Raw genomic sequence first — 25,151 nt, forward strand, 5'->3', positions numbered from 1 at the left:
ATTCCTCAGTGGCGGCCGATGCGGGCCTGCAGCAGGGTGCGCAGTTCGTACTTGTCGGTGTCGTCCAGGCCCATGCTGCGCTGCTTGGCCTGCAGTTCATCGAGCCGCTGCTGCAGCATCTGTCTTTCCAACTGCACGGCGGCGTCGAGGACTTCCTGGCGCCATGTGTCCTCGTCGCCCGGCAGCTCCTGCATCGCCAACTTCTGCAGGGCCACCGCCTCTTCGCGTTCGGCGAAGTGCTCAAGCAGCACGCCGGTGGTGATGTCGGGTCGCGCATGCACCAGCTCGACCAGTTCCAGTAGCAGGTCCATGCCGGCCAGGCGCAACGCGGAGAAGCCGTGCGTGGATTCGATGGCCAGCGCCAGCGCAGGCTTGTGCAGCAGCCGTACGATCAGGCTGCGGACCAGGCTGGGCTTCTGCCCCGGCGGCGACGTGGATGCACGACGCGCCGGCGCGGGCGGCGATGCGGGGCTTGAAGCCGTCGCGGCACCGACACCGGTGATCTCGGTCAGGCGCTGGCGCATCAGGTCGCCGAACGCACCGTCGGGAATCTGCGCGAGCAGCGGACGCGCACGTTCCGCCAGGCGCGCCTTGCCGTCGAGCGTGGACAGCTTGATGTCCTTGGCCAGTTCGTCGAAGAAGAACTGCGACAGCGGCGTCGCCTGCTGCAGGCGTGCGTCGAACCCGGCGGCGCCTTCCTGCCGCACGATGGTGTCGGGGTCTTCGCCATCGGGCAGGAACAGGAAGAACGTCTGCCGTCCATCCTTCATGCGCGGCAGCACCGATTCCAGCGCACGCCACGCGGCGCGCTGGCCGGCGGCGTCGCCGTCGAAGCAGAAGTAGACGTCCGGTGCGTTGCGGAACAGCAGCTCCGCATGTTCCGGCGTGGTCGCCGTGCCGAGCGTGGCGACGGCCTCCGTCACGCCGTACTGGAACAGCGACACCACGTCCATGTAGCCCTCGACCACCACCAGCCGCGCGATCTTCTGGTTGGCCTGCTTCACCTGCCACAGGCCGTACAGCTCGCGGCCCTTGTGGAACAGCGCGGTCTCGGGCGAGTTGAGGTACTTCGGGCCGTCGTCCTTCTGCAGCACGCGGCCGCCGAACGCGATCACCCGGCCGCGCCGGTCGTGGATCGGGAACATCACCCGGTCACGGAACTTGTCGTAGACGTGGCCGCGGTCGTTCTTCGAGAACAGGCCGGCGCGGTCCAGCAGCTTCATGCGCCGCTCGTCCGTGCCGAGCGCATCCTTCAGCGCGGAATAGCCGTCCGGCGCGTAGCCGATCATGAACTGGGTGCGGATCGCCGCGTCCACGCCGCGGCCATCGAGATAGGTCTTCGCCTTTTCGCTGCCGTCCAGGTTGCGCTGGAAGAAGCGCGCGGCCGCCTCCAGGGCATTGAACAGGTCTTTGGTGTCGTTGTTTTCGTTGCGCTGCTGCGTCTCGCGCGGCACTTCCATGCCGGTGCGGCGCGCCAGTTCCTCCACCGCGTCGAGGAACTCGAGGCGGTCGTAGTTCATCAGGAACGACAGCGCCGTGCCGTGGGCGCCGCAGCCGAAGCAGTGATAGAACTGCTTGGTCGGCGACACCGTGAACGACGGCGAGCGCTCATCGTGGAACGGACAGCAGGCCGAGTATTCCTTGCCCTGCCGCTTCAGCGGCACGCGTCCGCCCACCACCTCGACGATATCCGTCCGGGCGAGCAGTTCGTCGATGAAGGCGTCGGGGATGCGGGCCATGGGACGCATAGGATGCCACGGCGGGCCGCAGAGCCGCCGCGCTACCATGCGGCCATGTCCATTCATGTCCCTTCCGACGACGCCCTGCTGGCGAAGCTCCGCGAAGCCGTCGGCCGCTCGCATGTGCTGACCGGCGAGCGCGCCACGCGGCGCTACCGCAAGGGTTATCGCTTCGGCGACGGACCGGTGCTCGCGGTCGCCTGCCCGGGCACGCTGCTGGAGCTGTGGCGGGTGTTGCAGGCCACCGTGGCCGCGGGACGCATCGTGCTGATGCAGGCGGCGAATACCGGCCTGACCGGCGGTTCCACGCCGGATGGCAATGGCTACGATCGCAGCATCGTGCTGGTCAGCACGCGACGCCTGACCGGCGTGCAGCTGATCGACGAGGGACGCCAGGTCGTCTGCCTGCCGGGCGCGACGCTGGACGTGCTGGAGAAGCAGCTGGCGCCGCTGGGTCGCGAACCGCATTCGGTCATCGGTTCCTCCTGCATCGGCGCCTCCGTGCTCGGCGGCGTCTGCAACAACTCCGGCGGTGCGCTGGTGCGGCGTGGTCCGGCCTACACCGAACTTGCGCTGTACGCGCAGCTGGGCGAGGACGGCGTGCTGCGGCTGGTCAACCATCTCGGCATCGCGCTGGGCGACACGCCGGAACAGATCCTGTCACGCCTGCAGTCCGGCGACTACGGCGCGGATGCCATCGTCCACGATCCGGCGCAGGCGGCGTCGGATCCGTACTACGCCGACCACGTGCGCCAGATCGACGCGCCCACGCCCGCGCGCTACAACGCCGATCCCTCGCGCCTGCACGAGGCGTCGGGCTGCGCGGGACGGCTGGCGGTGTTCGCCGTGCGGCTGGATACGTTCGAGCAGGACGCGGCCTCCGTTTTCTACATCGGCAGCAACGATCCGGACGATCTCACCGAGGTGCGCCGCCATCTGCTGACCGCATTCGAGCGCCTGCCGATCGCCGGGGAATACCTGCATCGCGACGCCTTCGACATCGGCGACCGCTATGGCAAGGACACCTTCCTGCTGATCGACCGCTTCGGCACCGGCAAGGTGCCCGCGGTCTTCGCGATGAAGAGTCGCGTCGATGGCTGGTGCGAACGGTTCGGCGTGCCGGGCCTGGCGGACCGCGTGTTGCAGTCGTTGACCGCTTTGCTGCCGGACCATCTGGCGCCCCGGCTGCGCGCGTACCGCGACCGCTACGAACACCATCTGCTGCTGAAAGTCTCGACTCGCGATGCGGAGGCGACGCGGGCATTCCTCGATCGCTTCTTCGGTGAACGCGAGGGTGATTTCTTCGCCTGCGATGCGGACGAAGGTCGCAAGGCCTTCCTGCTGCGCTTCGCGGTCGCCGGGGCAGCCGTGCGCTATCGCGCCGTGCACGCCGCGCAGGTCGAAGACATCGTCGCGCTGGACATCGCCCTGCGCCGCGACGACCGTGCGTGGGTGGAGACGCTACCGGCCGAGGTCGCCACGACGATGGTGGCGCGGCTCTACTACGGCCATTTCTTCTGCCACGTGTTCCACCAGGACTACATCGTGAAAAAGGGCGTCGATCCGCTGGCGGTGGAACATCGCCTGTGGGACCTGCTCGATGCGCGCGGCGCCGAATACCCCGCCGAGCACAACGTCGGCCACCTCTATCGCGCCAAGCCGGCGCTGGCCGGGTTCTATCGCGCGCTGGATCCCACCAACAGCTTCAATCCGGGGATCGGCCAGACATCGAAATGTCGCCACTGGGCGGCGCCGGATGCGGTGCGGGGTCCGGATCGCCCGACGGCGTAGGCAGCAACGGGCGCCGCACGTGCAGGCGCTCATCGATCACCGCCGTGATCAGCGCGCCGACAAAGAACACCACGCTGGCGTAGTAGATCCAGACCAGCAACAGCACCAACGCACCCATCGAGCCGTAGGCGCTGCCGGGTGCGGCCTCCGCCAGATACAGGCCGATCAGGTAGCGGCCGGCGGCGAACAGCAGTGCCGTGATCGCACCGCCCAGGAAGGCCTGCTTCCACGCCACGCGCCGGTCCGGCAGGTAGTGGTAGAAGAAGGCGAATGCCAGCGCGTAGAGCAGCAGCGTGGTGGTGTAGCCGAGCGCGGGCAGGATCGACGGCAATCGCGCGAAGACCACCTGCAACGCCGTCGTGGCGACCATCGAGACGACCAGCAGGAAGCCGATCGCCAGCACCACGCCGAGCGAGAACACGCGCTTCTTCAGCCACGCCATCACGCCGTTGAGCCGCTGCGCGTCGGTGCGGAAGATCAGGTTGAGTGCGCCCTGCAGCTGCGCGAAGACGATGGTGGCGCCGACGAACAGCAGGGCGGTGCTCCACCATCCGGCCAGCGAGCCGACATCGGGGCGGTCGCTGGCGTTGCGGATGACCGTCTCGGCCACCGTCCCGGCGCTGGGGCCGGCGAGCTGCTGGATCTGGTCGAGCAGCGACTGCTGCGCAGGCGGATACAGCGACGCGGTCAGCCACAGCAGCAGGATCAGCAGCGGGGCCAGCGAGAGCAGCGCATAGAACGACAGCGATGCCGCCTGCGTCATCAGGTCGGTCTCGACGAAGCGACGCACCAGCGCTGCCGGGAGGCTGCGGTTGGCGCGTTCGCCTGCGATGCGCGCCCGTGCGCGCAGGGTGCTGAAGCGGGCTCGACGATCCATGCGTCGAGCGTGCCAAGCGCGGCGTCAGCAGTTCGTTATGGCGGCGTGGTCGCGATGTTCACGCATCGCCGCGCGCGAGCGCCTGCAAGGCGTCGCCGGTGACGCGCTGTACCGTCCATTCCTGCAGGCCGACCGCGCCCAGGCGCCGGTAGAAGCGGATGGCGGGTTCGTTCCAGTCCAGCACCGACCACTCGAAGCGGCCATAGCCGCGGGACACGGCCAGCTGCGCGAGATGCACCATCAATCGCTTGCCGAGACCGAGGCCGCGATGGTCGGGCAGGACGAACAGGTCTTCGAGGTACAGACCCGGCTGGCCGAGGAAGGTGGAGAAGGACACGAAGAACAGCGCGAAGCCCGCAGGCACGCCATCCACCTCGGCAACGACGACTTCGGCAGCGGGGTGCTCGCCGAACAGGTGCGTCTCGAGCAGGGCCGGCGTGGCGACGGCTTCGTGGGCGAGCTTTTCGTACTCGGCCAGGCCGCGGATGAAAGCGAGGATCTGCGGGATGTCGGCGCGGGTGGCCGGGCGCAGGGTGATGCCGGGGGTGTCCATGGCGCGAGGATGCCACGGATCAGGCGCGGCGCCGGAGCGTATCCGGCGCCGCGTGGCAGGCTCAGCCCGCGAGCTTCTTCTTGATCAGCGCGGAGACCTGGCCCATGTCGGCCTGGCCGGCGAGGCGCGGCTTCAGCACGCCCATCAGCTTGCCCATGTCGGCCGGGCTGGATGCGCCTGTTTCGGCGACGGCGGCCTCGATGGCGGCCAGGATTTCGGCCTCGCCCAGCTTGGCCGGCAGGTAGGTGTCGATCACCGCCAGCTCGGCGCGCTCGATGGCGGCCAGGTCTTCGCGGTTGGCGGCCTCGAACTGGCTCACCGAGTCCTTGCGCTGCTTGACCATCTTCTCCAGCACGGCCAGCACGGCGGCATCGTCCAGTTCGATGCGCTCGTCCACTTCGCGCTGCTTGATGGCGGCATTGATCAGGCGGATGACGCCCAGGCGGTGCTTTTCGCCCGCCTTCATGGCGGTCTTCATGTCATCGGTGAGCTGCTGTTTCAGGGACATGGTGGACTCCGGGGGAACAGGGGTGGGCGTGGCACGCGGTCGTGAGACGCCAAAAACACAAAAAGCCGGCGACGCTCGCGCGTGCCGGCTTCTTGCGAAGCGACGCGGCTCAGTACAGGCGCTGGCGCTTGGTGACGTCGCGCGAGCTGCGGCGCAGCTGACGCTTCACCGCAGCAGCGGCCTTGCGCTTGCGCTCCTGGGTCGGCTTCTCGTAGAACTCGCGCTTGCGGGTTTCGGCCAGGACGCCGGCCTTTTCGCAGGTGCGCTTGAAGCGACGCAGCGCAAACTCAAACGGCTCGTTTTCGCGGACTTTGACGCTGGGCATACGTAATCTCGGTGGTGTAAACGGTCCGGGCATGCCCGGTGAGCCGCGTATTATAGCGGCTGACTTCGGCGCTGCAACCCACCCCGGCTTGTCCCCGTCCACCAGGAACCCCAGATCCCGGCCATGAAAGTCCTCGGCATCGAAACCAGTTGCGACGAAACCGGCGTGGCCGTCTACGACACGGGTCTGCCCGGGGCCGCCGGCCTGCGCGCCCATGCGGTCTACAGCCAGATCGCCCTGCACGCCGAGTACGGCGGCGTGGTGCCGGAACTGGCCAGCCGCGACCACGTCCGCAAGCTGGTGCCGCTGGTCCGGCAGACCCTGGCCGAGGCCGGCCTGACCACCGCGGACCTGGACGGCGTGGCCTACACCGCCGGGCCGGGTCTGGTCGGTGCGCTGCTGGTCGGGGCCGGGGTGGCCCGTTCACTGGCGTGGGCGCTGGACGTCCCCGCCGTTGCCGTCCATCACATGGAAGGCCACCTGCTGGCCCCGCTGATGGAGGACGACCCGCCGGATGCGCCGTTCGTGGCCCTGCTGGTCTCCGGCGGACATACCCAACTGGTGGCGGTGGACGCCATCGGCCGCTATCGCCTGCTGGGCGAGACGCTGGACGACGCCGCCGGCGAGGCCTTCGACAAGACCGCCAAGATGATGGGCCTGCCGTACCCCGGCGGTCCGCAGCTGGCGGCACTGGCCGAGAAGGGCACGCCCGGCCGGTTCAAGTTCGCCCGCCCCATGACGGATCGGCCGGGGCTGGACTTCAGCTTCTCCGGCCTGAAGACCCAGGTGTTGCTGGCCTGGCGCGACAGCGACCAGTCGGAACAGACCCGGGCCGACATCGCGCGCGGCTTCGAGGACGCCGTGGTCGATACGCTGGCCATCAAGTGCGAGCGCGCGCTGGATGAAGCCGGCAGCGACGTCATCGTCATCGCCGGCGGTGTTGGCGCCAACAAGCGCCTGCGCGCGAAGTTGCAGGCCATGGCGGCGAAGCGCGGCGGCCGCGCCTGCTTCCCGCGGCCGTCGCTATGCACCGACAACGGCGCGATGATCGCCTTCGCCGGCGCGCTGCGGCTGGAAGCGGGCCAGCACGAGACGGCGGAAGTGAAGGTCACGCCGCGCTGGGACATGGCCACGCTGCCCGAGGTCGCCGTGGTCGGTTCACCGTAGCGAGCCGGCGAATTCCTTTCAGGTTCAAGGCGATGCGGGTAGGGTGTCCGCTCCGCCAACCGACGCGTCCTCCTGCGCAACGCAGGCTGCAGGGCGCGCATGAACCGCCTCAAGGGGTAACGGAATGATCGAACACCTGGACGCCCTGCGCGCGAGCCTCGCGCCGTATCCGTGGGCTTACACCATCGTGGTTGCCTGCGCGCTGATCCTGCTGGCCTGGCTGGCGAACTGGATCACCAAGCGTGTACTGCTGCGTGGACTGCGCCGATTGCTGGCCACGCTGCCGGTGGGACAGGGCGACCATCAGGTCCGCCTGCGGGTGATCCCGCGCCTGGCCAACGTGGTGCCCGCCGTGGTGCTGGCCACCGGCGTCGCCTTCGTGCCGGACCTGCCGGTGGTGTTGGTGGCGGTGGTCCGCAACGTGTGCTTCGCCTTCATCATCCTCACGGTCGCGCTGGCCATCGCGGCGGCGCTCGACCTGGCCAACGAGGTCTACCAGCGCCGGCCCGATGCGGCCGACAAGCCGATCAAGGGCTACCTGCAACTGCTGAAGATCATCGTGTTCGTCATCGCGGCGGTGCTGGTGGTCGCGGCGCTCATCGACCGTTCGCCGGTGATCCTGCTGTCTGGCCTGGGCGCGATGATGGCGGTGCTGATCCTGGTGTTCCAGGACACGCTGCTGTCGCTGGTGGCCAGCGTGACCATCAGTTCCAACGACATGGTGCGGGTGGGCGACTGGATCGAGATGCCGAGTCAGAACGCCGATGGAGACGTGGTGGACATCGCGCTGCACACGGTGAAGGTGCAGAACTGGGACAAGACCATCACCACCATCCCCACCAAGAAACTGATCAGCGACTCGTTCAAGAACTGGCGCAGCATGAGCGAGTCCGGCGGCCGGCGCATCAAGCGCGCGCTGCACCTGGACCAGAACAGCGTGCGCTTCCTGGACGAGGACGAGCAGGCGCGGCTGCGCCGGTTCCGGCTGCTGGGCGACTACCTGCAGCGCAAGGACGGCGAGCTGGACGCATGGAACGCGCGCCTGGCCGACCACGGGCGCGAACCGGTCAACCAGCGCCGCGCCACCAATCTCGGCACCTTCCGTGCCTATGTCGAGGCATACCTGCGCGCGCATGCCGACATCCACGACGGCATGACACTGCTGGTGCGCCAGTTGCCGCCGGGGCCGACCGGATTGCCGCTGGAGATCTACTGTTTCACGCGCACCGTGGCGTGGGGGCCGTACGAAGGCATCCAGTCCGACCTCTTCGACCATCTGCTCGCGATCCTGCCGGAGTTCGGGCTGCAGGTATTCCAGCAGCCAGGGGGTGCCGACGTGCGCCAGTGGCAGGGGCCGGCAGCGGCCGTGGCGGCATTGGGCTGAGAGTGGCTGCGGATTGCGCGTACCATTCCCGCTCCCGAATTCCGAGCCCGCCATGGACATCGTTTTCATCGAAGACCTGCGCATCGAGACCGTCATCGGCATCTACGACTGGGAGCGCGAGATCCGCCAGACCGTGGCGCTCGACGTGGAGATGGCGTTCGACAACCGCGTGCCGGCCGCGAGCGACGACATCGCGCATACGCTGGACTACAAGGCGGTGTCGAAGCGACTGATCGCCTTCGTGGAAGACGCGACCTTCGGCCTGGTGGAAACGCTGGCGGAGCAGTGCGCCGCCATCATCCGCGACGAATTCGGTGTGGCCTGGGTGCGCCTGAAGCTGAGCAAGCCCGGTGCGGTGACCGGTGCGCGCAACGTCGGCGTGCTGATCGAACGCGGCGTGCGCCCGGACTGAACCATGGGAACGGCGTATCTCAGCCTGGGCAGCAACGTCGAACCGGAACGTCATCTGCGCGCCGCGGTCGCCGCCTTGCGCGGGCGTTTCGGCGACGTGGTGGTGTCGCCGGTCTACCGCACCCGGTCGATCGGGTTCGACGGCACCGATTTCCTCAATGCCGCGGCGGTGGTCGACAGCGACCTCGATCCGTTCGCGTTGAACGATTGGCTGCATGCGCTGGAAGACGCGCATGGCCGCGACCGCAGCGGGCCGCGCTTCTCCGACCGCACGCTGGACATCGACATCGTGTTCTACGACGACCTGGTGCTGCAGGGCCCGGGCAACCTGCGCCTGCCGCGCGACGAGTTGAGGCACGCGTTCGTGTTGCTGCCGCTGGCCGACATCGCGCCCGGCATGGTCGATCCGCGCAGCGGTCGCACGCTGGCGGCGCTGTGGCGCGAACACCCCGACCATGCCACGCCGCCGCAAACGGTGCCGTTCCCGTAGCGTGCGCTGCGCGCACGACCTCATGATCCGCGACCGCATGAGCGCAATCCGGCGCGACAGTCGGCGTGCATCCGGCGGCTATCCTGCGGTCGTGCGCATGGCGCACGCTACGCATGCGGCGGTTGCCTGGCGCATTGCCTAGGGCGGTGCTGTTCCGTAGCGTGCGCTGCGCGCACGACCTCATGATCCTCGCCCGCGACCGCGTGATCGCGATTCGGTGCGAAGGTCGGCGTGCATGTGACGGCTTCCTGGGGTCGTGCGCATGGCGCACGCTACGCGACTGGGCGCTATGTCGTGTGCCGGCCGCCGTCCACGTGGATCACCTGGCCGGTGACATAGCCCGCCGCATCGCCCAGCAGCCATGCCACGGTGCCGGCAATATCGTCCGGATTGCCGACGCGCCCCAGCGGCGTCTGCGCCAGCAAGGCCGCCTGTACGTCCGCATCGATGCCGCCGTCGGGCCACAGGATGGCGCCGGGCGACACCGCATTCACGCGCACGTCCGGCGCCAGCGATACCGCCAGGCCGCGCGAGACCGCCAGCAGTGCGGCTTTCGACGCAGCATAGACCGCGAGGTCGGCGCGCGGCTTGTCCGCGTAGACGTCGGTGATATTGACGATGGCCCCGCGCGCGGCACGCAGGTGCGGTGCGGCTGCCTGCGACAGGAAGAACGGCGCGCGTGCGTTCACGGCGAACAGCTCATCCCACTGCGCCGGCGTGGCGCTGCCGGCCGGGGTGGGGTAGAACGCCGAGGCGTTGTTGACCAGGGCATCCAGGCGACCGTAACGACCGACTGTCTTCGCCACCAGTTCGGGCAGGCGGTCGAAGGCGGCCAGGTCGGCCTGCAGCACCTGCGTGCTGCCCGCGCGCACGGCTTCCAGCTCGTTCGCCAGCGACTGCATGTCGGCCAACGAGCTGCGGCAATGCAGTGCCAGGTCATGGCCTTCCGCATGCAGGCGACGCGCGATCGCCGCGCCGATGCGGCGGGCGGCGCCGGTGACGAGGACGACGCGGCGCGATGGGGACATGGCGGGCTCCGGGACGGGAACGGCCATTGTCCCTGCTTTGCACCGGAATGGCGCAACATGGCGCCGGAAGCGGGAGTCGAACCTCGCGCGTCGCCGATGCTTGACGGCGCGCACATCCACCGTGCATGTTGCGACGCATCACCCTCTGTCGGATGTGCCGGCGGGGGACAGCGGAAAGGGCGAATGGACTGGGCGAAGTACCGCACCACGACCTTTGACGAACTGATCCAGGCCGATGGACGGCCGCGACCGGCCGCGCGCCGGCTGGTCGAATACCTCGCCGGCCTGTCCGGCCGCGAACTCGCCGAGCGCCAGCTCGCCGCCGACGTGGTGGCCAGCGTGCAGGGCATCACCTTCACCGTGTACTCCGACGGTCGCAACGTCGACCGCACGCTGCCGTTCGACCTCATCCCGCGCATCATCCCGCTCAGCGAGTGGCAGCGCACCGAAGACGGACTGAAGCAGCGCATGCGCGCGCTGAACCTGTTCATCGGCGACATCTACGGCAGGCAGCAGATCGTCAAGGACAAGGTGTTCCCGGCGATGCTGCTGAAGGATTCGGTGAACTTCCGCGAGCAGTGCGTCGGCATCACGCCGCCGCTCGGCGTCTGGGCGCACATCTGCGGTTCGGACCTGGTGCGCGACGGCGACGGCACGCTGTATGCACTGGAAGACAACCTGCGCATTCCCAGCGGCGTCAGCTACATGCTGGAAAACCGCATGGTGGCCAAGCGCGTGTTCCCGGAACTGTTCGAGACCAGCTCCATCCTGCCGGTCGACGAATATCCCAGCCAGCTGTACGACACCCTGGCGGCATTGTCGCCGCGTCCCGGCAATACGCCGGTGATCGCGCTGCTGACACCGGGCGTGTTCAACAGCGCGTACTTCGAACATGCGTACCTCGCGCAGGCCATGGGCATCGAACTGGTCGAAGGCAACGACCTGTTCGTCGCCGACGACGACTGCACCTACATGCGCACCGTCTACGGCCCCAAGCGCGTGGACGTGATCTACCGCCGCGTGGACGACCTGTTCATCGATCCGGACGTGTTCCATCCGGATTCGGTGCTCGGTGCGCCCGGCCTGATCCGCAGCTGGCGCGCCGGCAAGGTGGCGCTGGCGAATGCGCCCGGCGCCGGCGTGGCCGACGACAAGGTGGTCTTCGCCTACGTGCCGAAGATGATCAAGTACTACCTGGGCGAGGATCCCATCCTGCCCAACGTGCCCAGCTACCTCTGCCACAACGCGAAGGAGCGCAAGTACGTGCTGGAGAACATCGAGAAGCTGGTGGTGAAGCCGGCCAACGAATCCGGCGGCTACGGCATGCTGATCGGCCCGCGCTCGACCAAGCGCCAGCGCGAGAAGTTCAAGGCGCTGATCGAGGCGAATCCGCGCAACTACATGGCGCAGCCCACGTTGGCGCTGTCCACCGCGCCCATCGTCACCAAGCTGGGTCCGTCGCCGCGCCACATCGACCTGCGCCCGTTCGTGCTGTCGCGCCAGGACACCTACGTCACCACGGGCGGCTTGACCCGCGTGGCGATGGTGAAGGGGTCGCTGGTGGTGAATTCCTCGCAGGGCGGCGGCGCCAAGGACACCTGGGTCGTCGACCTGTCCGACCATGACGAGGAGTCCGCCTGATGCTGTCGCGCGTGGCCGACAACCTGTACTGGTTCAGCCGTTACGTGCGCCGCGCGGAGAACACCGCGCGCCTGGTCGGCGTCGGCAGCCAGTTGCAACTCGACATGCCGCGTTCGGTGCGTTTCGCGTGGCGGCCGATGATCGAAACGGTCGGTGCCGGCAGCCGCTTCGAGGCGTGTTTTCCCGATGCCGGCGATGGCGTGGGCGACGTCGACGTCATCCGCTTCCTGCTGCTGGACGAACGCAACCCCTCGTCGCTGCGCACCTCGGTGGATTCGGCTCGGGAAATACTGCGCAGCATCCGCGACAGCCTGCCCCAGGATGTCTGGGAAGCCGTCAACGACCTGCACCTCCATATCGGCGCGCACGGCGAGCGCAGCCTGGGCCGGCGTTACCGGCATGAATTCCTGCAGCGCATCGTCGATGGCTGCCTGAAGGTCTCCGGCCTGCTGAGCGCGAACGTCAGCCGCGACATCGGCTACCAGTTCCTGCGCCTCGGCACCGGGCTGGAACAGGCCGACATGACCACGCGCATCATCGATGCCGGTGCCTCTGGCCTGGTCACGCCGCGCAACGAGGACGACCGCGAGGCGTTCCAGAACATGCAGTGGATGAGCGTGCTGCGCGCGCTGGCCGGTTACCAGATGTTCCGCCGCCACGTGCGCCAGCGCGTCACCGCCGAACTGGCGCTGCGCTTCCTGCTGCAGAACAACGAATTCCCGCGCAGCGTGCAGTTCTGCCTGTCGCGCGTGCAGAGCGTGCTGCCGACGATGCCGCCGCGCCCCGGCGTGGACCGCCATCTCAACCGCGTGATCGGCCTGACCCGCAATGCCGATCCCGCCGTGCTGGCGACACGCAATCCCGCGCAGTTCATGGACCAGATCCAGGTGCACCTGGGTGCGCTGCACGACGCGATCGCGGAAGGCTACTTCCACGGTTGAGGTGTGCTTATCTGTAGGAGCGACGTCAGTCGCGACCGCACGGTCGAAGCATGCATCCAGGTTCACGGCGAGCGCATGCTTGCGAGGGCTTACGTGTGGTCGCCGGCCACGGGTTGCCAGGGTGTGCGGTCGCGACTGACGTCGCTCCTACAGAAAGCCGAGCTTACTGCTGTCCTTGCGCGTCGCCGGGATCCTGCCGCGACGGCGCGCGACGCGGCGGCATCACCGGCAGCGGGCCGGACGACGGTTCGGTCTCGCGCTGAGGCTCCCACGGGAACCGCGGCAGGCTGTGCACGGCGGCTTCCAGCTTGCGCGACCAGGTGTCGTGGATTTCGGCGTACAGCGGCGTGTCCGCCTCCAGGCGCAGCTTCTGGCTGATCTTCAGGTCGCCGTTGCGCAACAGCGCCACGTCCACCGGCATGCCGACCGACAAATTGGAGCGGATGGTGGAGTCCAGCGACACCAGTGCGCAGCGCGCCGCGTCTGCCAGCGGCGTTTCCGGCCGGATGATGCGGTCGAGGATCGGCTTGCCGTACTTGGATTCCCCGATCTGCAGGTAAGGCGTTTCGGGCGAGGTGGCGATGCAGTTGCCGAGCGGGTAGACCATGTACAGGCCGGGCCGTTCGCCGGCGATCTGGCCGCCCAGGATTAGCGTGGACTGCACGTTCACGCCGCTCTGCTGTGCTTCGTCGCTCATCCTGACCTGGCTGGCCACCAGCATGTCGCCGACGTACTCGGCCACTTCGTACAGGTGCGAGAACGTCCGCAGGCTCTGCTTCGCGTGGGGATCGTCGGCATCGCGCTGCAGCCGCGAGATGGTCAGCTGCGTGGTGGCCAGGTTGCCTGCCGACATGATCACGAAGACGCGGTCGCCCGGCCATTCGAACACGTGCATCTTGCGGTAGACGCGCACGTCGTCGAAGGAGGCGCTGGTTCGCGTATCCGCGGCGAAGACCAGGCCTTCGTTGACTTCGATGCCGACGCAATAGGTCATGGCGTATCCGTTGCTGCTGTGCATCACGATTCTATGCGTGGCTCCCGGGGTTGGCTAGGGCTGGAGCCGCCGTGCGGAACGGCCCGTACAATGGCGCGGTATCCCGCTCCTGGTGCGCCATGCACGCCGACCTTCCCCTCCCCGATGACGCCGCGCAGGCGCACAGCGCGCAGCTCGCCGCACTGATCCGCGGCGAAATCGCCGCCGAGGGCGGCAGCCTGCCGTTCTCGCGGTTCATGGAGCGCAGCCTGTATGCGCCCGGGCTGGGCTATTACAGCGCGGGCAGCACCAAGTTCGGCGCAGCAGGGGATTTCACCACCGCGCCCGAACTGGGTCCGCTGTTCGCCAGCTGCGTGGCGCAGGCGGTGGCGCCGGTGCTGCAGCAGCTCGGTCCCGAGGCCGAGTTCGTCGAGATCGGCGGCGGCAGCGGCGCATTCGCCGAGATCATGCTCAAGCGCTTGCTGGAACTGGACGCGCTGCCGGCCCGCTACGCCATCCTCGAACCCAGCGCCGACCTGCGCGAGCGCCAGCGCGAACGGTTGGGACAGCGCCTGATTCCGCCGGTGTTCGATCTGGTCGAGTGGCTCGATGGCCCGCCATCGGATGCATGGAATGGCGTGCTGTTCGCCAACGAAGTGATCGATGCGCTGCCGACGCCACGCTTCACGCTGCGCGATGGCGAGGTGTTCGAGGAAGGCGTGGCGCTGGAGGGCGACGGGCGTTTCGTCCGCACCGACCGGCCGGCCGATGCCCTGCTCGCGGCGGCCGTGCGCCATGTCGAGCGCTACCGCGGGCAGCCGTTTCCCGATGGCTACCGTTCGGAGCTGCTGCCGCAACTGCCGTACTGGATACAGGCGGTGATGGGTGGGCTGGATCGCGGCGCCATGCTGTTCGTCGACTACGGCTACACGCGCCGGGAGTTCTACCAGGACGATCGCGACGAGGGCACGCTGCGCGCGTACTACCGTCACCGCGTGCACAACGATCCCTACCTGTGGCCCGGCCTGCAGGACATCACCGCGTCGGTGGATTTCACCGCACTCGCCGAGGCCGGCACGCAGGCCGGGTTCGATCTCGCCGGCTACACCACGCAGGCGAACTTCCTGCTCGGCAACGGGCTGCAGGAGCGATTGAACGAAGCCGAGGCGCGTGCCGACGAAACCACGTTGCTGCGGCTGCGCAACGAAGCCAAGCGGCTGACGCTGCCGAGCGAGATGGGCGAGCGCTTCCAGGTGATGGGCTTCTCCAGCGAGGTGGAGTTCGGCGCCGCCTTCCTGTTCAACGACCTGAGCTGGCGCCTGTGAGCGGCACCTTCGTGTTGAAGCCGTTCCGCTGGCCGCGCCTGTGGGTGGGGTTGTGGTGCCTGGCGATCGTGGCCGTGGTGGTCTTGTCGCTGGTCAACCTGAGTGGCTTGCCGCCCGTGCCGGAAGGCGGCGACAAGGTGGAGCATTTCATCGCGTACGCATTGCTGTCGGCATCGGCGATGCAGCTGTTCGCGACACGCCGTGGCTGCATCGCCGTGGCGCTGCTGCTGGTGGCGATGGGCATCGTGCTGGAGTTCGCGCAGGGCGAGTTCACCGCCACGCGCATGGCGGACGCGCATGACGCGCTGGCGAACGCGATGGGCGTGCTGGCCGGGTTCGCCACGCGGTTCACGCCGCTGAGCGGGGTGCTCCTGGCGATCGACAACCGCCTGCGTTCCGCCAGCCGCTGAAAGGAAGAGCCGGGACATGCCCGGCTCTTCCGTGTCGCATCGTCGCGTTGGCAATCAGCGCGGCTGCAACGTGATGCGGTCCAGTACCCACATCTGCGGTCGCGTGTCGCCGGTGAAGCGCACGCACAGGTCCTGCCTGCCGGTGGTGCCGGCCGGCAGTGCCGCCTCGAGGTCGAGGAAGCCATCGGCGTTCGGCGCGGCGGGCAGCGGCACCGTCGCCAGCATGTGTCCCTTGCAGCCCCCGCCCAGGATTTCCAACTCGCCCAGCGGCGACTTCGCCGGCTCGAAGTTGCGACTCGGTTCGTCGTGGGCCAGCTGGAAGTAGTACGGGATGCGGCCCGCACGCACCTTGATCGATGCGATGCCGTCCAGGTCGGCCTGGTTCCACTGCCAGCACGGATAGAAGATCGTCGCATTGAAGATCGCGCGCTCGCCCTCCAGCGGGCCATCGTCTTCCAGCCGCAGCAGCAGGCGCCCGGCATCCGGGCAGACGGCCATCGCCTCGTCGGTGCGCGTCAGCATCGACGCCGGTGTCAGCTCGAACGTCGATGCCGGTGCCAGCGCACGGCCATCGGCGAACGCAGCAGCACGCACGGTGGCCGGCAGCTTCACGTCCAGCGGCGCGGCGAACGTCGGCGAAGCCTGGGTCGGTTCGCTGCCATCGGTCGTGTAATGCACCGGATAGTCGAGCGGGTTGGACAGCGTGACCTTCGCGGTGCCGGCCTTGCGGTCGTCCTCGGTGGCGATCAGCGGCTCGAACGGCGTCTTCGCGTACCCCAGGCCGATGGCGTCGTAGCGCTTCAGCTGCGCCGGCAGTCGGGCGGTGAAGCTGGCGAAGTCCTTTTTCGCCGCCGGTGTCCAGCCGGTTTCCGCCACGGCCGCGAGGCGCGGGAACGCGTTGTGCTGCAGGCGTGCGAACGTGCGCGTGTGTTCCGTCCACAGGTTGGCCTGCAGGCCGAGGATGTGGTGGCGCTGGCTTTCTTCGAGATCCGGCGGCACCGGTTCGAAGCCGTAGACATCCTGCAGCGTGATCAGCGCCGGACGACCCGGCGGTTCGTTCGGCGACGCGGTCTGCAGGTAGTCGAGGTAGGTCTTGTTGGACGGCGACATCACCACGTCATGGCCCTGGCGCGCGGCCTGCAGGCCGCCTTCGATGCCGCGCCACGACATTACGGTGGCTTCCGGCGGCAGCTTGGCTTCCAGGATCTCGTCCCAGCCGATCAGGCGCTTGCCGTGCGTGGACAGGTACTTCTCCAGCCGTTCGACCAGATACCCCTGCAGGTCCATCTCGGTCTTGGCGCCCACCTGCCGCATCCGCGCCTGCTCGCGTGCGGAGGCTTCCCACTGGTCCTTGACCGCCTCGTCGCCGCCGATGTGTACATAGGTACCGGGGAACAGGGTGACGACTTCGCCCAGCACGTTCTCGAGGAAGGTGATGGTGGGTTCCTCGACGTTGACCAGGTTGGGGAACACGCCCCACTCGTTTGACGGCACCAGCGGCGTGTCGATCGAGCCGAGTTCCGGATACGCGGCGATCGCCGCGGTCGCGTGGCCCGGCACGTTGATCTCCGGCACCACGGTGATGTGGCGCTCGGCGGCGTACTTCACCACGTCGCGGATCTGGTCCTGCGTATAGAAGCCGCAATACGGGCGCGGCTCGCCCGTCGTCGGATCCTTGCCGCCGTCGCCGGCGGGGATGCGGCAGCCGCCGATCTCGGTGAGCTTCGGATACTGCTTGATCTCGATGCGCCAGCCCTGGTCGTCGGTCAGGTGCCAGTGCAAGGTGTTGAGCTTGTGCAGCGCCATCGCGTCGATGATCTTCTTGACCTCATCGACCTGCTGGAAATGGCGCGCCGGGTCCAGCATGAAGCCGCGCCAGGTGAAGCGCGGCGCATCCTCGATGTGCAGTGCGGGCAGCGTGACGCGCCCCTTGTCGCCCTGGGTGACGAGCTGCCACAGCGTTACCGCGCCGTAGAACAGGCCACGTTCGTCGCGCGCCTTCACCGTGACGCCATCGGGTGTGACGTCGAGCGTGTAGGCCTCGGGATTCGCCGCCTCCGCTCCGGATGTATCCAGCACGAAGCGGATCACGCCCTTGCCATCCTGCTGGGTGGTGGCCAGCGCCGGTGCGCCGGCGGATTGCAGGTAGGCCGAGAACTGCCGGGCGACGCGCGTCGCCGCCTCGCCGCTGGCGAACAGGCGCGTATCCGCGTTGACGGCGAAGCTGCCTTCGCCCGTCTGCAATGCCGCGGGTGCCGGGATCAGCGACGGCGTGATCGGCGTGGAGGCCGCGGCGGCACCGGCATCGTCACCTGTCTTGTCCGTGCAGCCGGCCAGGGCAAGCAGGGTGAAGGCCATTCCAGCCAGAGCGCGATGGGCGAAGGATCGTTTCATCGGAGTCCTCGGTAGCAGTGGGCACAGCATGCCCCAAAAAAAAGCGGGCCCGGACAAGTCCAGGCCCGTGAGGGAAAGCAATGCGGTACAGCGGGAGAGATCAGAACTGGAAGCGCAGCGATGCCATGTAGCGGCGACCGGTGCGGTAGGCACCACGCGTCAGGCGTTCGTCAGTGGCGTAGCTGTGGTAGACCTCGTCCAGCAGATTCATGCCTTCCAGGCTTAGCGTCATGTAGTCGGTGATCTTGAAGCCGACGGATGCATCCAGCGAGGCGTAGTCACGCGTCCACAAATCGTCGCCGCGGTCCACGTTGGTGAAGTACTTGGAACGCCAGGAGTAGGTGATGCGCGCGTTCCACCGGTCGTTCTCGAAGAACGGACTGATGTTGATCAGGTTCTCCGAGTTGTATGGCAGTGGGCGACCGGTGTCTGATTTGGCGTCGGCGTAGGTGTAGTTGGCGATCACGCCGAAGCCGTAGTCGAAGTTCTGCTGGTACGCCAGTGAAACGCCCTTGACCTTGGCCGAGCCGGCGTTGAACGGGCGGGCCACCTGGTACGTGGTATCTGCCTGCTGTGCCTGGTTGAAGTGCACTTCCGGACGCGTCGACACCAGGATGTAGCTGCCGATGTCCTTGTAGAACACCGAGCCGGAGAGAATCGCGTTCTCGGCGAAGTACCATTCGGCGGCCGCGTCTACGTTGGTGGATTCGTACGGATCCAGGTCCGGGTTGCCGCCACCGCCGGTGAGCGTCTGGTCTCCCAGCCACAGGTAGGTCGACATGTCGCCGTAGTTCGGACGCGAGATCACCTTGGCCGCCGACGCTCGCAGGATCAGCTCGTCGGTGGCCTCGAATGCCAAGTTCACGTTGGGAAGGAAGTCGTTGTATTTCTTCTTCGTACTGGCCCAGGCATACGAGGTAGCAGGGCACGGGCTGACGTTGACGGTGCACGCCCAGCTGCCGCTATCAGACTCGGTCTGCACGTAGCGCACGCCGACGTTGCCGCGCAGGCGGTCCCAGCTGAAATCCGCCTGGACGTAGGCCGCCTTGATGTCTTCCTCGATGGTCCAGGTGTTGGCGGCGAACGACGGGTCGTTGAATGTGCTCGGCGTCGGCATGGTCTGCCACGGCGCCAGCCAGTCACCGCTGAGGATGTAGTCAGCCAGTGCCCAACCGTCGATGGTGAAGCGATTGTTGAGATCACCCACGCCGCTGAAGCCGCTCAGGTAGTTGCTCGGCAGCGGACGTGGACTGAACTGCGAGGCCGAGGCATCGCCGTAGCCGGCGACCGCGGCCAGCGACACGCCACCCATCACCTGGGAGGTTTCATGACTGCGCTGCTTGTAGCCGAAGCGCACCTGGTAGATCGGCGAATCCAGCTTGATGCCGAAATCGACTTGACCATAGGTCTCCTCGTCCTTGGTCGGCTTGAACACGATGTTGCCGCCCCAGCCGGGGTTCCACGTCGCGGCGCTGTCCGGGTCCGCACCCCAGCCGCCATCCATGCGGAACGCGCTCGGATCAAGGAATGGGTTGGCGCCATGGAAGACAACGCTACCCGGACTGCCTGGAGCGCCGCTGATGTCGTAGGTATAGTCGGACCAGTTGAGGAACTCGCCGAACACCTGCTGGCCGGTGCCGCCCGTGGCTTCACTGGTGCCAAGTTCGGCGGAGGCGAACCAGCGCTCGCCGTTCCACTTCGCCTTGAGGTCGTAGGAGTCGGTCTCGACCGTCGCCTTGCGGTTTATCAGATCGTACACGACCAGCGCATTGTCGAACGTACCGCGGGTGATGACGCCGTCCTCGATAGTGACGTCGGTCAGGTTCATCAGTCCGTTCCACGCGTTACCCATGAAGGCAAACATGGAGTGGCTCATGTTGTCGTAGCCGGCTTCAACCTTCAGCGCGTTGAACTCGATGTCCAACTGTTCCGTGGGTTTGAACTGCAGGGCCAGCGAATACGTGTCGCGCTTGCGTTCCTGTTCGAAGTAGTGCGCGCTGAGCGAGTTCGGGCCGCGTGCGGTCAGGTTGTTCTGTAGCGTGGATTCGCACGCGCCCACGCAGACTTGCGGTTTCGGCGCGCCGACCGACCAGTCCATCGGACGGTTGTTGACCGAACCGCCACCGCCCTGGCCGTCGCGGTAGTCGAGCGCACTGACCGAGCCGTAGGACTCCACGCCGTCGCGGCGGATGTTCTCGGTGGAGGTCTGCGCGGACACCAGCACGCCGAAGGTACTGGCATCGTTCTTCCAGCTGTACATCAGAGACGCCTGCGGGTCGTCCTTCTTGACGCGGTCGTTCCACAGGTAGCTGACCTGGCCGGACACGCTGTTGGCTTCCAGGTCCAATGGCTTGCGGGTGGTAACGATCACCGTACCTCCGATCGAGCCTTCGTCGATGTGGGCCTCAGGCGACTTGTAGACCTCCACCTTGCCGACGATCTGCGGTGCCAGCAGCGAGTAGTTGAACGTGCGGCCTGGCTGGTCGGCGATGAACCAGTCGGCCGACGCGACCGTCTGGCCGTTGAGCAGTGTGCGGTTCAAGGCTGGATCGGTACCCAGGATGCTGACCTTCTCGCCCTGACCAAAGGCCTTGTCGATGGTCACGCCCGGGATGATCGTCATCGCTTCGGCAACGTTGGTCGCCGGGAACTTGCCGACGTCTTCGGCAGTGATTACGTCGATGATGGCGTCGGAGTTGCGTTTGGTATCCAGAGCCTGCTGCAGGCTGGCGCGGATACCGACGACCGTGACGCGGTCGAGTTCGGTGGCCTCGTCACTGGCGGGTGCGGCGGGTGCTGCCGCTTCCTGTGCCTGCACATGGGCCGCAAAGCCCAGACACGTCACGATGGCGGCGGATAGAACGGTCTTGCGATGCTTCATGATGTCTCTCCCATCATTGCTCGAAGAATGTGCGGCTCGCTGTGCGGCCGCTTGCGATGTGCCGGGTGGCGTCCCCACGCCCTGCCCGTATGCGACTGTTGCGGTGTTCCCCTGGTCTTTCTCCCTTGCCGGCGCGGGGGCGCCGGTGACACGGCGCGAAGCCGTGCGAGTCGCGGTGAAGCGCCAGTGGCAGGCGCGTACGCCTGCCGCTGGTGTTGCGTGCATCAGAACTTGAAGCGGAAGTTCAGGTAGTACTGGCGGCCGTTGCTATAGAAGGCATGCGGCAGGTAGCCGGGAACCGCATCGTTCTCGGTGTAGTACTTCAGCTTCGGATTGTTGAGGTTGAGGCCGTCCAGGCTGATCGTCAGCCAGTCGGTGGCCTTGAAGCCGAGCGAGGCCGACACCGTGGCGAAGTCATCCTGGTAGAAGTTGTCGGCGCGGCTGACGCCGGCATAGAACGAGCTGCGGTAGCTGTAGTTCACGCGGGCGTTGAAGCGTGCGTTCTCGTACCAGGCGGAGAAGTTGTAGGTATTCTCGGAAGTGCCATTGAGCGGCTTGCCGCCATCGGCCTTGCCATCCACATAGGTGTAGTTGGCGTTGATGCCGAAGTTCTCACCGATCGGCTGCTCGTAGGTCAACTCCACGCCCCTGGCCTTGCCGTTCGAGTTGACCGGGATCGATACCAGATAGTCGCTGTAGACGTCGGTGCCGGCAGCCTGGCTGGCTTGTTGGTCCTTGTACTGGACAAGGACGTTCGCGAAATCGACGTAGCCATCCATGTCCATCGAGAACACGCTGGCAGCGAGCAGTGCGCGCGGGGCAAAGTACCACTCGAGCGAGGCGTCGAAGTTGGTCGACACCAGCGGATCGAGGTTCGGGTTGCCGCCGCTGCCTTCATGCGTCAGGTCATTGAGCGTCAGCGAGCCGGCCAGCGCGGAGAAATCCGGGCGGGTCATGGTCTTGCTGCCCGAGACGCGTGCCACCAGGTTGTCGGTCAGCTCGAACTTGAAGTTCGCGCTGGGCAGCAACTCGTTGTAGTCGTTGTTCACCACGACCGGCAGATAGTCGCCGAAGGCCGAGCCCACGATCGCTCCAGGAATGCCGGAGTTGGGCAGAAGGCCCTGGTTGTAGTGCACGTCCGTCTGCGTGCGCACGTACCGCAGGCCGGCGTTGCCGCTCCAGCGGTCGCCGCGGAAGTTCAGCTGTGCATAGACGGCGTTGATGTCCTCGTTGACGCCGTACACGTCCGAGAAGTAGAAGCGCTCGGGATTGTTGCGGTTGGCGAAGCGGGCGTTGATCTCCGCCAGCTGGCCGGGCGTGTAGTACCAGATGCCCGACGGCACGTTGCCGCCCACGCCGAAGTCGCCGGGATAGGAGCCGGCCGCCCCCGGATAGGCGGTGATGTCCTGCCAGTTGCTGGCCCAGTTCGGCCCTTGCGCGAGCGAAAAGTCGTTGCTGCGCTCGTGGGTGGCGTAGCGGTAGCCGAAATCCAGCGACGACAGCGTATCGCCGTCGAAGAAGAACTGGCCATCGGCCTGGCCCCAGTCTTCCTTGTCCAGCACATCGATGCCCTGGGCGCCGAAGATCCAGCCACTCTGTGGCAGGTGGTTCGCCGCCGTGTTGGTGCCGCCCAGCGACCAGTCGATGGGATTGCTGACGCCGTTCATGCCCCAGCTGGCGCCGGCGTTGCCGGCGATGCCGGTTTCCAGGACGTCCTGGGTGGGGCTGCTGCCGTTGCCCTTGGTGGTGCCGAGCTGGAAGACGAACTTCAGTGCGTCGCTGGCATTCCATTCCGCGTCGAGCGCGATGTACTTCGACGTAGAGACCGCGCCGGGACGGGAGATCATGTCGTACACGCCGTAGGGAGTGACGGTGCTGCCGCCGGTCACCGGAGCGTAGACCGCGTTGGTCACCACACCGTTCTGGAGCGTATAGCTGCTGGGTGCCAGCCTGACGAACTGGCTGGCCCACATCATGTAGTTGCGATTGTAGTTGTCCGCTTCCAGCTTCGAGTAGAACGCATTGACGTTCAGGGTCAGGTTGTCGGTGACCTTGGCCTCGATGTTGGCCACGCCGCCCTTGCGCTTGCGTACCTGCTCGAACAGGGCCGCGCCGATCAGGTTGGGATAGAGTGCGCCCACCAGTTCGGGATTGCTTATGGAGACGGGCGTCGGAGTAACGCCATCCGCCTCGAACCTGGGGATCGCACCATAGCCACCGACCACTTCCTGGCCATCGCGGCGCAGGCTGCGCTCCTCGTTGAACACCTGTACCAGGAAGCCGGCCGTGCCTTCGTCGTTACGCCAGTTCAGCAGGGCGTCGAGCTGCGGCTTGGTGTCGCCCGGCAAGTCGGAGTGCACGGCGCCGATCGAGCCCTGGATGGTCAGCGGCTCGGCGAACTGCAGCGGACGGCGGGTGATGATGTTCACCGAACCGGCAGTGCCGCCTTCGACCAGCTTCGCTTCGGAGGTCTTGTGGACGACGACGCGGTCCACGATCTCGGACGGATACAGCGAGTAGCTCACGCTGCGGCCGACGTTGCCCACCTGGCTGAGCACGAACCAGTCGCCGGTGCCGATGGTGTGGCCGTTGACCAGGGTCTGGGTGAGGCTGGGGTTGGTGCCGCGCAGGCTGACGCGGTCGGCTTCGTCGAAGCCGCCTTCGCTGGCGCTGGAGGAGGCGATGTTGACGCCGGGCAGCTGGCGCAGGGTGTCGGCCACGTTCTTGGCCGGCAACTTGCCGACATCTTCGGCGGTGACGACTTCGACGTGCGTGGCCGCGTCGCGCTTCGCGTCGAGGGCCTTTTCGATGCTGCCACGGATGCCGGTGACCACCACGGTATCGAGGTCGGTCGCCTGCGTGTCGGCCGGTTGAGCGTCCTGCGCCAGTGCCTGCGTCGCTACACCCAGACAGGTCACGATGGCGGCCGAAAGGATGGATCTGCGGTACTTCATGGTGTCTCTCCGATCTGCTTGAGTTTCGGCAGCCATCGCTCGCGCTGTTCCGCCGTGCCTGGTGTTGCGTTGTTCCATCGACGGCGCGCCAGCCCTGGCGTCGCCGCTATCGCCTGCGCCTGTACCGGCGCCTTCATTCGCTACCGTCATCGCGGTCCAGGTACCACCGGGCCGCACCGATCACACCCAACTGCCCGTGTTCCACCAGCTTCACGGGAATGCGTTCCAGCGCCTCGCGCATCGATCCCTTGTTGAGGAATCGCGGCACGAAGCTGCTCTCGATCAGGACGTCGCGGATCTTCGGCAAGATGCCGCCGGCGAGATACACGCCGCCCTGCACGCCGTACAGCAACGCCATGTCGCCGACCACGCTGCCGAGCAGGCCGCAGAACACGTCCAGGCTTTCGCGCGCCAGCGCGTCTTCGCCCGACAGCGCGGCGGCGGTGATCTGGCCCGGGTGCGTGTAGGGCGACGCCGCCACGCCGTGCACGGCGCACAGCGCGGCGTGCAGGTTCATCAGGCCGGGGCCGGACAGCGCCTGTTCGACCGGCACGTGCGTTCGGGTCTTCAGCATTTCGGCCAGCAGTGCCATTTCCAGCGTGTTGCCGGCCGTCAATGCGGCCTGGCCCGCCTCGGTGGCGAGGACCACGGCGCGGTTGCCGGCGGGAATCCAGACGGCGGCGCCGAGACCCGTGCCGGGTCCGAGGACCAGCGTGGGACCATGTTTCGGCGCGATCGCCGGTCCGGTCAGCTGCAGGACTTCGCTGGCGTCCATCTGCGCGGCGGCGTGCGCCACGGCTTCGAAATCGTTGACCAGGCGCACGTCGTCGAAGCCCAGCTGCATGCGCAGCTCGGCCGTCGACAGTCGCCAGGGCAGGTTGTTGGTGATGACGGTGCCGTCTTCCAGCGCATAGCCGGCGCTGGCGATCACCGCGCGCGCCACCCGGGCGGGGCCGAGGCTGGCGAGGAAGTCCGCGACGATGTCGGCGAGGCCGGCATGGTCGGCGCAGGCGTACTTGCGGTATGCCAGCACGCTGACCGGCGCGCCGGGGTCGGCGTTGCCGCGCACCAGGCCGATGCGGACGTGCGTGCCACCGACGTCCGCCGCGATGAAGGCGTCGTGCGCCCCGCGGATGGCATTCGTCGGCAATGGATTCGCTATGGCGACCACACGTCTCCCCACATGTTCGCGGCCGGGACTCCCGCATCCCGATATGGCCCGAGTGTGGAAAGTGTTTGACAACGTTGTCAAGAGTCTGTCATCAAATAGGCCGTCGGTCGCGGGAAAGATGTCTTGAAACGGAAACAATCTCCGTATTCAGCATCACATTACGGCCAATAGTGGCGTTAATGATTGAA

The 25,151-nt window shown here is 67.0% G+C and carries 19 protein-coding genes and 1 pseudogene; 9 read left to right on the top strand and 11 right to left on the bottom strand.

The annotated features are described in order from the left end of the window. Nucleotides 1–5: 5 nt before the first annotated feature. A complete protein-coding gene (dnaG, locus tag V7060_RS06795) occupies nt 6–1,739 on the bottom strand; it encodes a DNA primase (protein WP_334178484.1) in 1,734 nt (577 codons plus the stop codon). 54 nt (nt 1,740–1,793) lie between these two features. Between dnaG and dld the strand changes: the two genes are divergently transcribed. Next, complete coding sequence (gene dld, locus V7060_RS06800; RefSeq protein WP_334178485.1) at nt 1,794–3,530, top strand: D-lactate dehydrogenase; 1,737 nt, start codon at nt 1,794–1,796, stop codon at nt 3,528–3,530. A 22-nt stretch (nt 3,531–3,552) separates the two neighbouring features. On the opposite strand, the pseudogene V7060_RS06805 reads toward dld, so the two are convergent. From V7060_RS06805 to rpsU, 4 genes and pseudogenes are all read right to left on the bottom strand, one after another. Further along, a pseudogene (locus V7060_RS06805) lies at nt 3,553–4,380 on the bottom strand (YihY/virulence factor BrkB family protein); the annotation flags it as partial. 85 nt (nt 4,381–4,465) lie between these two features. Next, nucleotides 4,466–4,960 (bottom strand): GNAT family N-acetyltransferase, encoded by a 495-nt coding sequence (locus V7060_RS06810; RefSeq protein ID WP_334178486.1) that lies wholly within the window; start codon nt 4,958–4,960, stop codon nt 4,466–4,468. Nucleotides 4,961–5,021: 61 nt separating this feature from the next. Continuing rightward, on the bottom strand, nt 5,022–5,468 hold the full coding sequence (locus V7060_RS06815; RefSeq protein WP_334178487.1) for a GatB/YqeY domain-containing protein: 447 nt from the start codon (nt 5,466–5,468) through the stop codon (nt 5,022–5,024). A gap of 109 nt (nt 5,469–5,577) precedes the next feature. Next, nucleotides 5,578–5,793, bottom strand: coding sequence for a 30S ribosomal protein S21 (gene rpsU, locus V7060_RS06820; RefSeq protein WP_002808376.1), 216 nt, complete (start codon nt 5,791–5,793; stop codon nt 5,578–5,580). 123 nt (nt 5,794–5,916) lie between these two features. Here rpsU and tsaD point away from each other — a divergent pair, with 123 nt between their 5' ends. The 4 genes from tsaD to folK all read left to right on the top strand — a co-directional run bounded on the left by tsaD (nt 5,917) and on the right by folK (nt 9,245). Beyond that, entirely contained in the window at nt 5,917–6,960 is a 1,044-nt protein-coding gene (tsaD, locus tag V7060_RS06825) for a tRNA (adenosine(37)-N6)-threonylcarbamoyltransferase complex transferase subunit TsaD (RefSeq protein ID WP_334178488.1), read from the top strand. 124 nt (nt 6,961–7,084) lie between these two features. Beyond that, nucleotides 7,085–8,344: a mechanosensitive ion channel family protein gene (locus tag V7060_RS06830; protein WP_334178489.1), complete on the top strand. Its 1,260-nt coding sequence runs from the start codon at nt 7,085–7,087 to the stop codon at nt 8,342–8,344. A gap of 52 nt (nt 8,345–8,396) precedes the next feature. Beyond that, nucleotides 8,397–8,756, top strand: a complete 360-nt coding sequence (gene folB, locus V7060_RS06835; protein ID WP_334178490.1) for a dihydroneopterin aldolase — start codon at nt 8,397–8,399, stop codon at nt 8,754–8,756. A 3-nt stretch (nt 8,757–8,759) separates the two neighbouring features. Continuing rightward, on the top strand, nt 8,760–9,245 hold the full coding sequence (gene folK, locus V7060_RS06840) for a 2-amino-4-hydroxy-6-hydroxymethyldihydropteridine diphosphokinase (protein ID WP_334178491.1): 486 nt from the start codon (nt 8,760–8,762) through the stop codon (nt 9,243–9,245). A gap of 287 nt (nt 9,246–9,532) precedes the next feature. On the opposite strand, the gene V7060_RS06845 is transcribed toward folK, so the two are convergent. Beyond that, nucleotides 9,533–10,273 carry a pteridine reductase gene (locus V7060_RS06845; protein WP_334178492.1) on the bottom strand — a complete coding sequence of 247 codons (741 nt, stop codon included), beginning with the start codon at nt 10,271–10,273 and terminating at the stop codon, nt 9,533–9,535. A 183-nt stretch (nt 10,274–10,456) separates the two neighbouring features. Between V7060_RS06845 and V7060_RS06850 the strand changes: the two genes are divergently transcribed. Next, entirely contained in the window at nt 10,457–11,914 is a 1,458-nt protein-coding gene (locus V7060_RS06850; protein WP_334178493.1) for a circularly permuted type 2 ATP-grasp protein, read from the top strand. Then, nucleotides 11,914–12,855 carry an alpha-E domain-containing protein gene (locus V7060_RS06855; protein ID WP_334178494.1) on the top strand — a complete coding sequence of 314 codons (942 nt, stop codon included), beginning with the start codon at nt 11,914–11,916 and terminating at the stop codon, nt 12,853–12,855. Before V7060_RS06850 ends, V7060_RS06855 begins: the two co-directional genes overlap by 1 nt. A 163-nt stretch (nt 12,856–13,018) precedes the next feature. Here the strand turns inward: V7060_RS06855 and V7060_RS06860 are convergent, their stop codons facing one another. Beyond that, nucleotides 13,019–13,849, bottom strand: a complete 831-nt coding sequence (locus V7060_RS06860) for a 20S proteasome subunit A/B (protein WP_334178495.1) — start codon at nt 13,847–13,849, stop codon at nt 13,019–13,021. Between the two features lie 119 nt (nt 13,850–13,968). On the opposite strand from V7060_RS06860, the gene V7060_RS06865 reads away from it, so the two are divergent. Together V7060_RS06865 and V7060_RS06870 are read left to right on the top strand one after the other, a co-directional pair. Next, the gene (locus V7060_RS06865; RefSeq protein ID WP_334178496.1) at nt 13,969–15,153 is read left to right on the top strand and encodes a class I SAM-dependent methyltransferase; all 1,185 of its coding nucleotides are present in this window, start codon (nt 13,969–13,971) and stop codon (nt 15,151–15,153) included. Continuing rightward, on the top strand, nt 15,150–15,563 hold the full coding sequence (locus tag V7060_RS06870) for a VanZ family protein (RefSeq protein ID WP_334178497.1): 414 nt from the start codon (nt 15,150–15,152) through the stop codon (nt 15,561–15,563). Before V7060_RS06865 ends, V7060_RS06870 begins: the two co-directional genes overlap by 4 nt. 54 nt (nt 15,564–15,617) lie before the next feature. On the opposite strand, the gene V7060_RS06875 is transcribed toward V7060_RS06870, so the two are convergent. The 4 genes from V7060_RS06875 to V7060_RS06890 all read right to left on the bottom strand — a co-directional run bounded on the left by V7060_RS06875 (nt 15,618) and on the right by V7060_RS06890 (nt 24,963). Continuing rightward, nucleotides 15,618–17,957 carry a family 20 glycosylhydrolase gene (locus V7060_RS06875; protein WP_334178498.1) on the bottom strand — a complete coding sequence of 780 codons (2,340 nt, stop codon included), beginning with the start codon at nt 17,955–17,957 and terminating at the stop codon, nt 15,618–15,620. 100 nt (nt 17,958–18,057) lie between these two features. Beyond that, nucleotides 18,058–20,838 carry a TonB-dependent receptor gene (locus V7060_RS06880; RefSeq protein ID WP_334178499.1) on the bottom strand — a complete coding sequence of 927 codons (2,781 nt, stop codon included), beginning with the start codon at nt 20,836–20,838 and terminating at the stop codon, nt 18,058–18,060. A 224-nt stretch (nt 20,839–21,062) separates the two neighbouring features. Further along, nucleotides 21,063–23,792, bottom strand: a complete 2,730-nt coding sequence (locus V7060_RS06885; protein WP_334178500.1) for a TonB-dependent receptor — start codon at nt 23,790–23,792, stop codon at nt 21,063–21,065. A gap of 133 nt (nt 23,793–23,925) precedes the next feature. Next, the gene (locus V7060_RS06890; protein WP_334178501.1) at nt 23,926–24,963 is read right to left on the bottom strand and encodes a glucokinase; all 1,038 of its coding nucleotides are present in this window, start codon (nt 24,961–24,963) and stop codon (nt 23,926–23,928) included. Nucleotides 24,964–25,151: the final 188 nt, after the last annotated feature.

This window comes from Pseudoxanthomonas sp., assembly GCF_036845285.1.
GTDB lineage: Bacteria > Pseudomonadota > Gammaproteobacteria > Xanthomonadales > Xanthomonadaceae > Pseudoxanthomonas_A.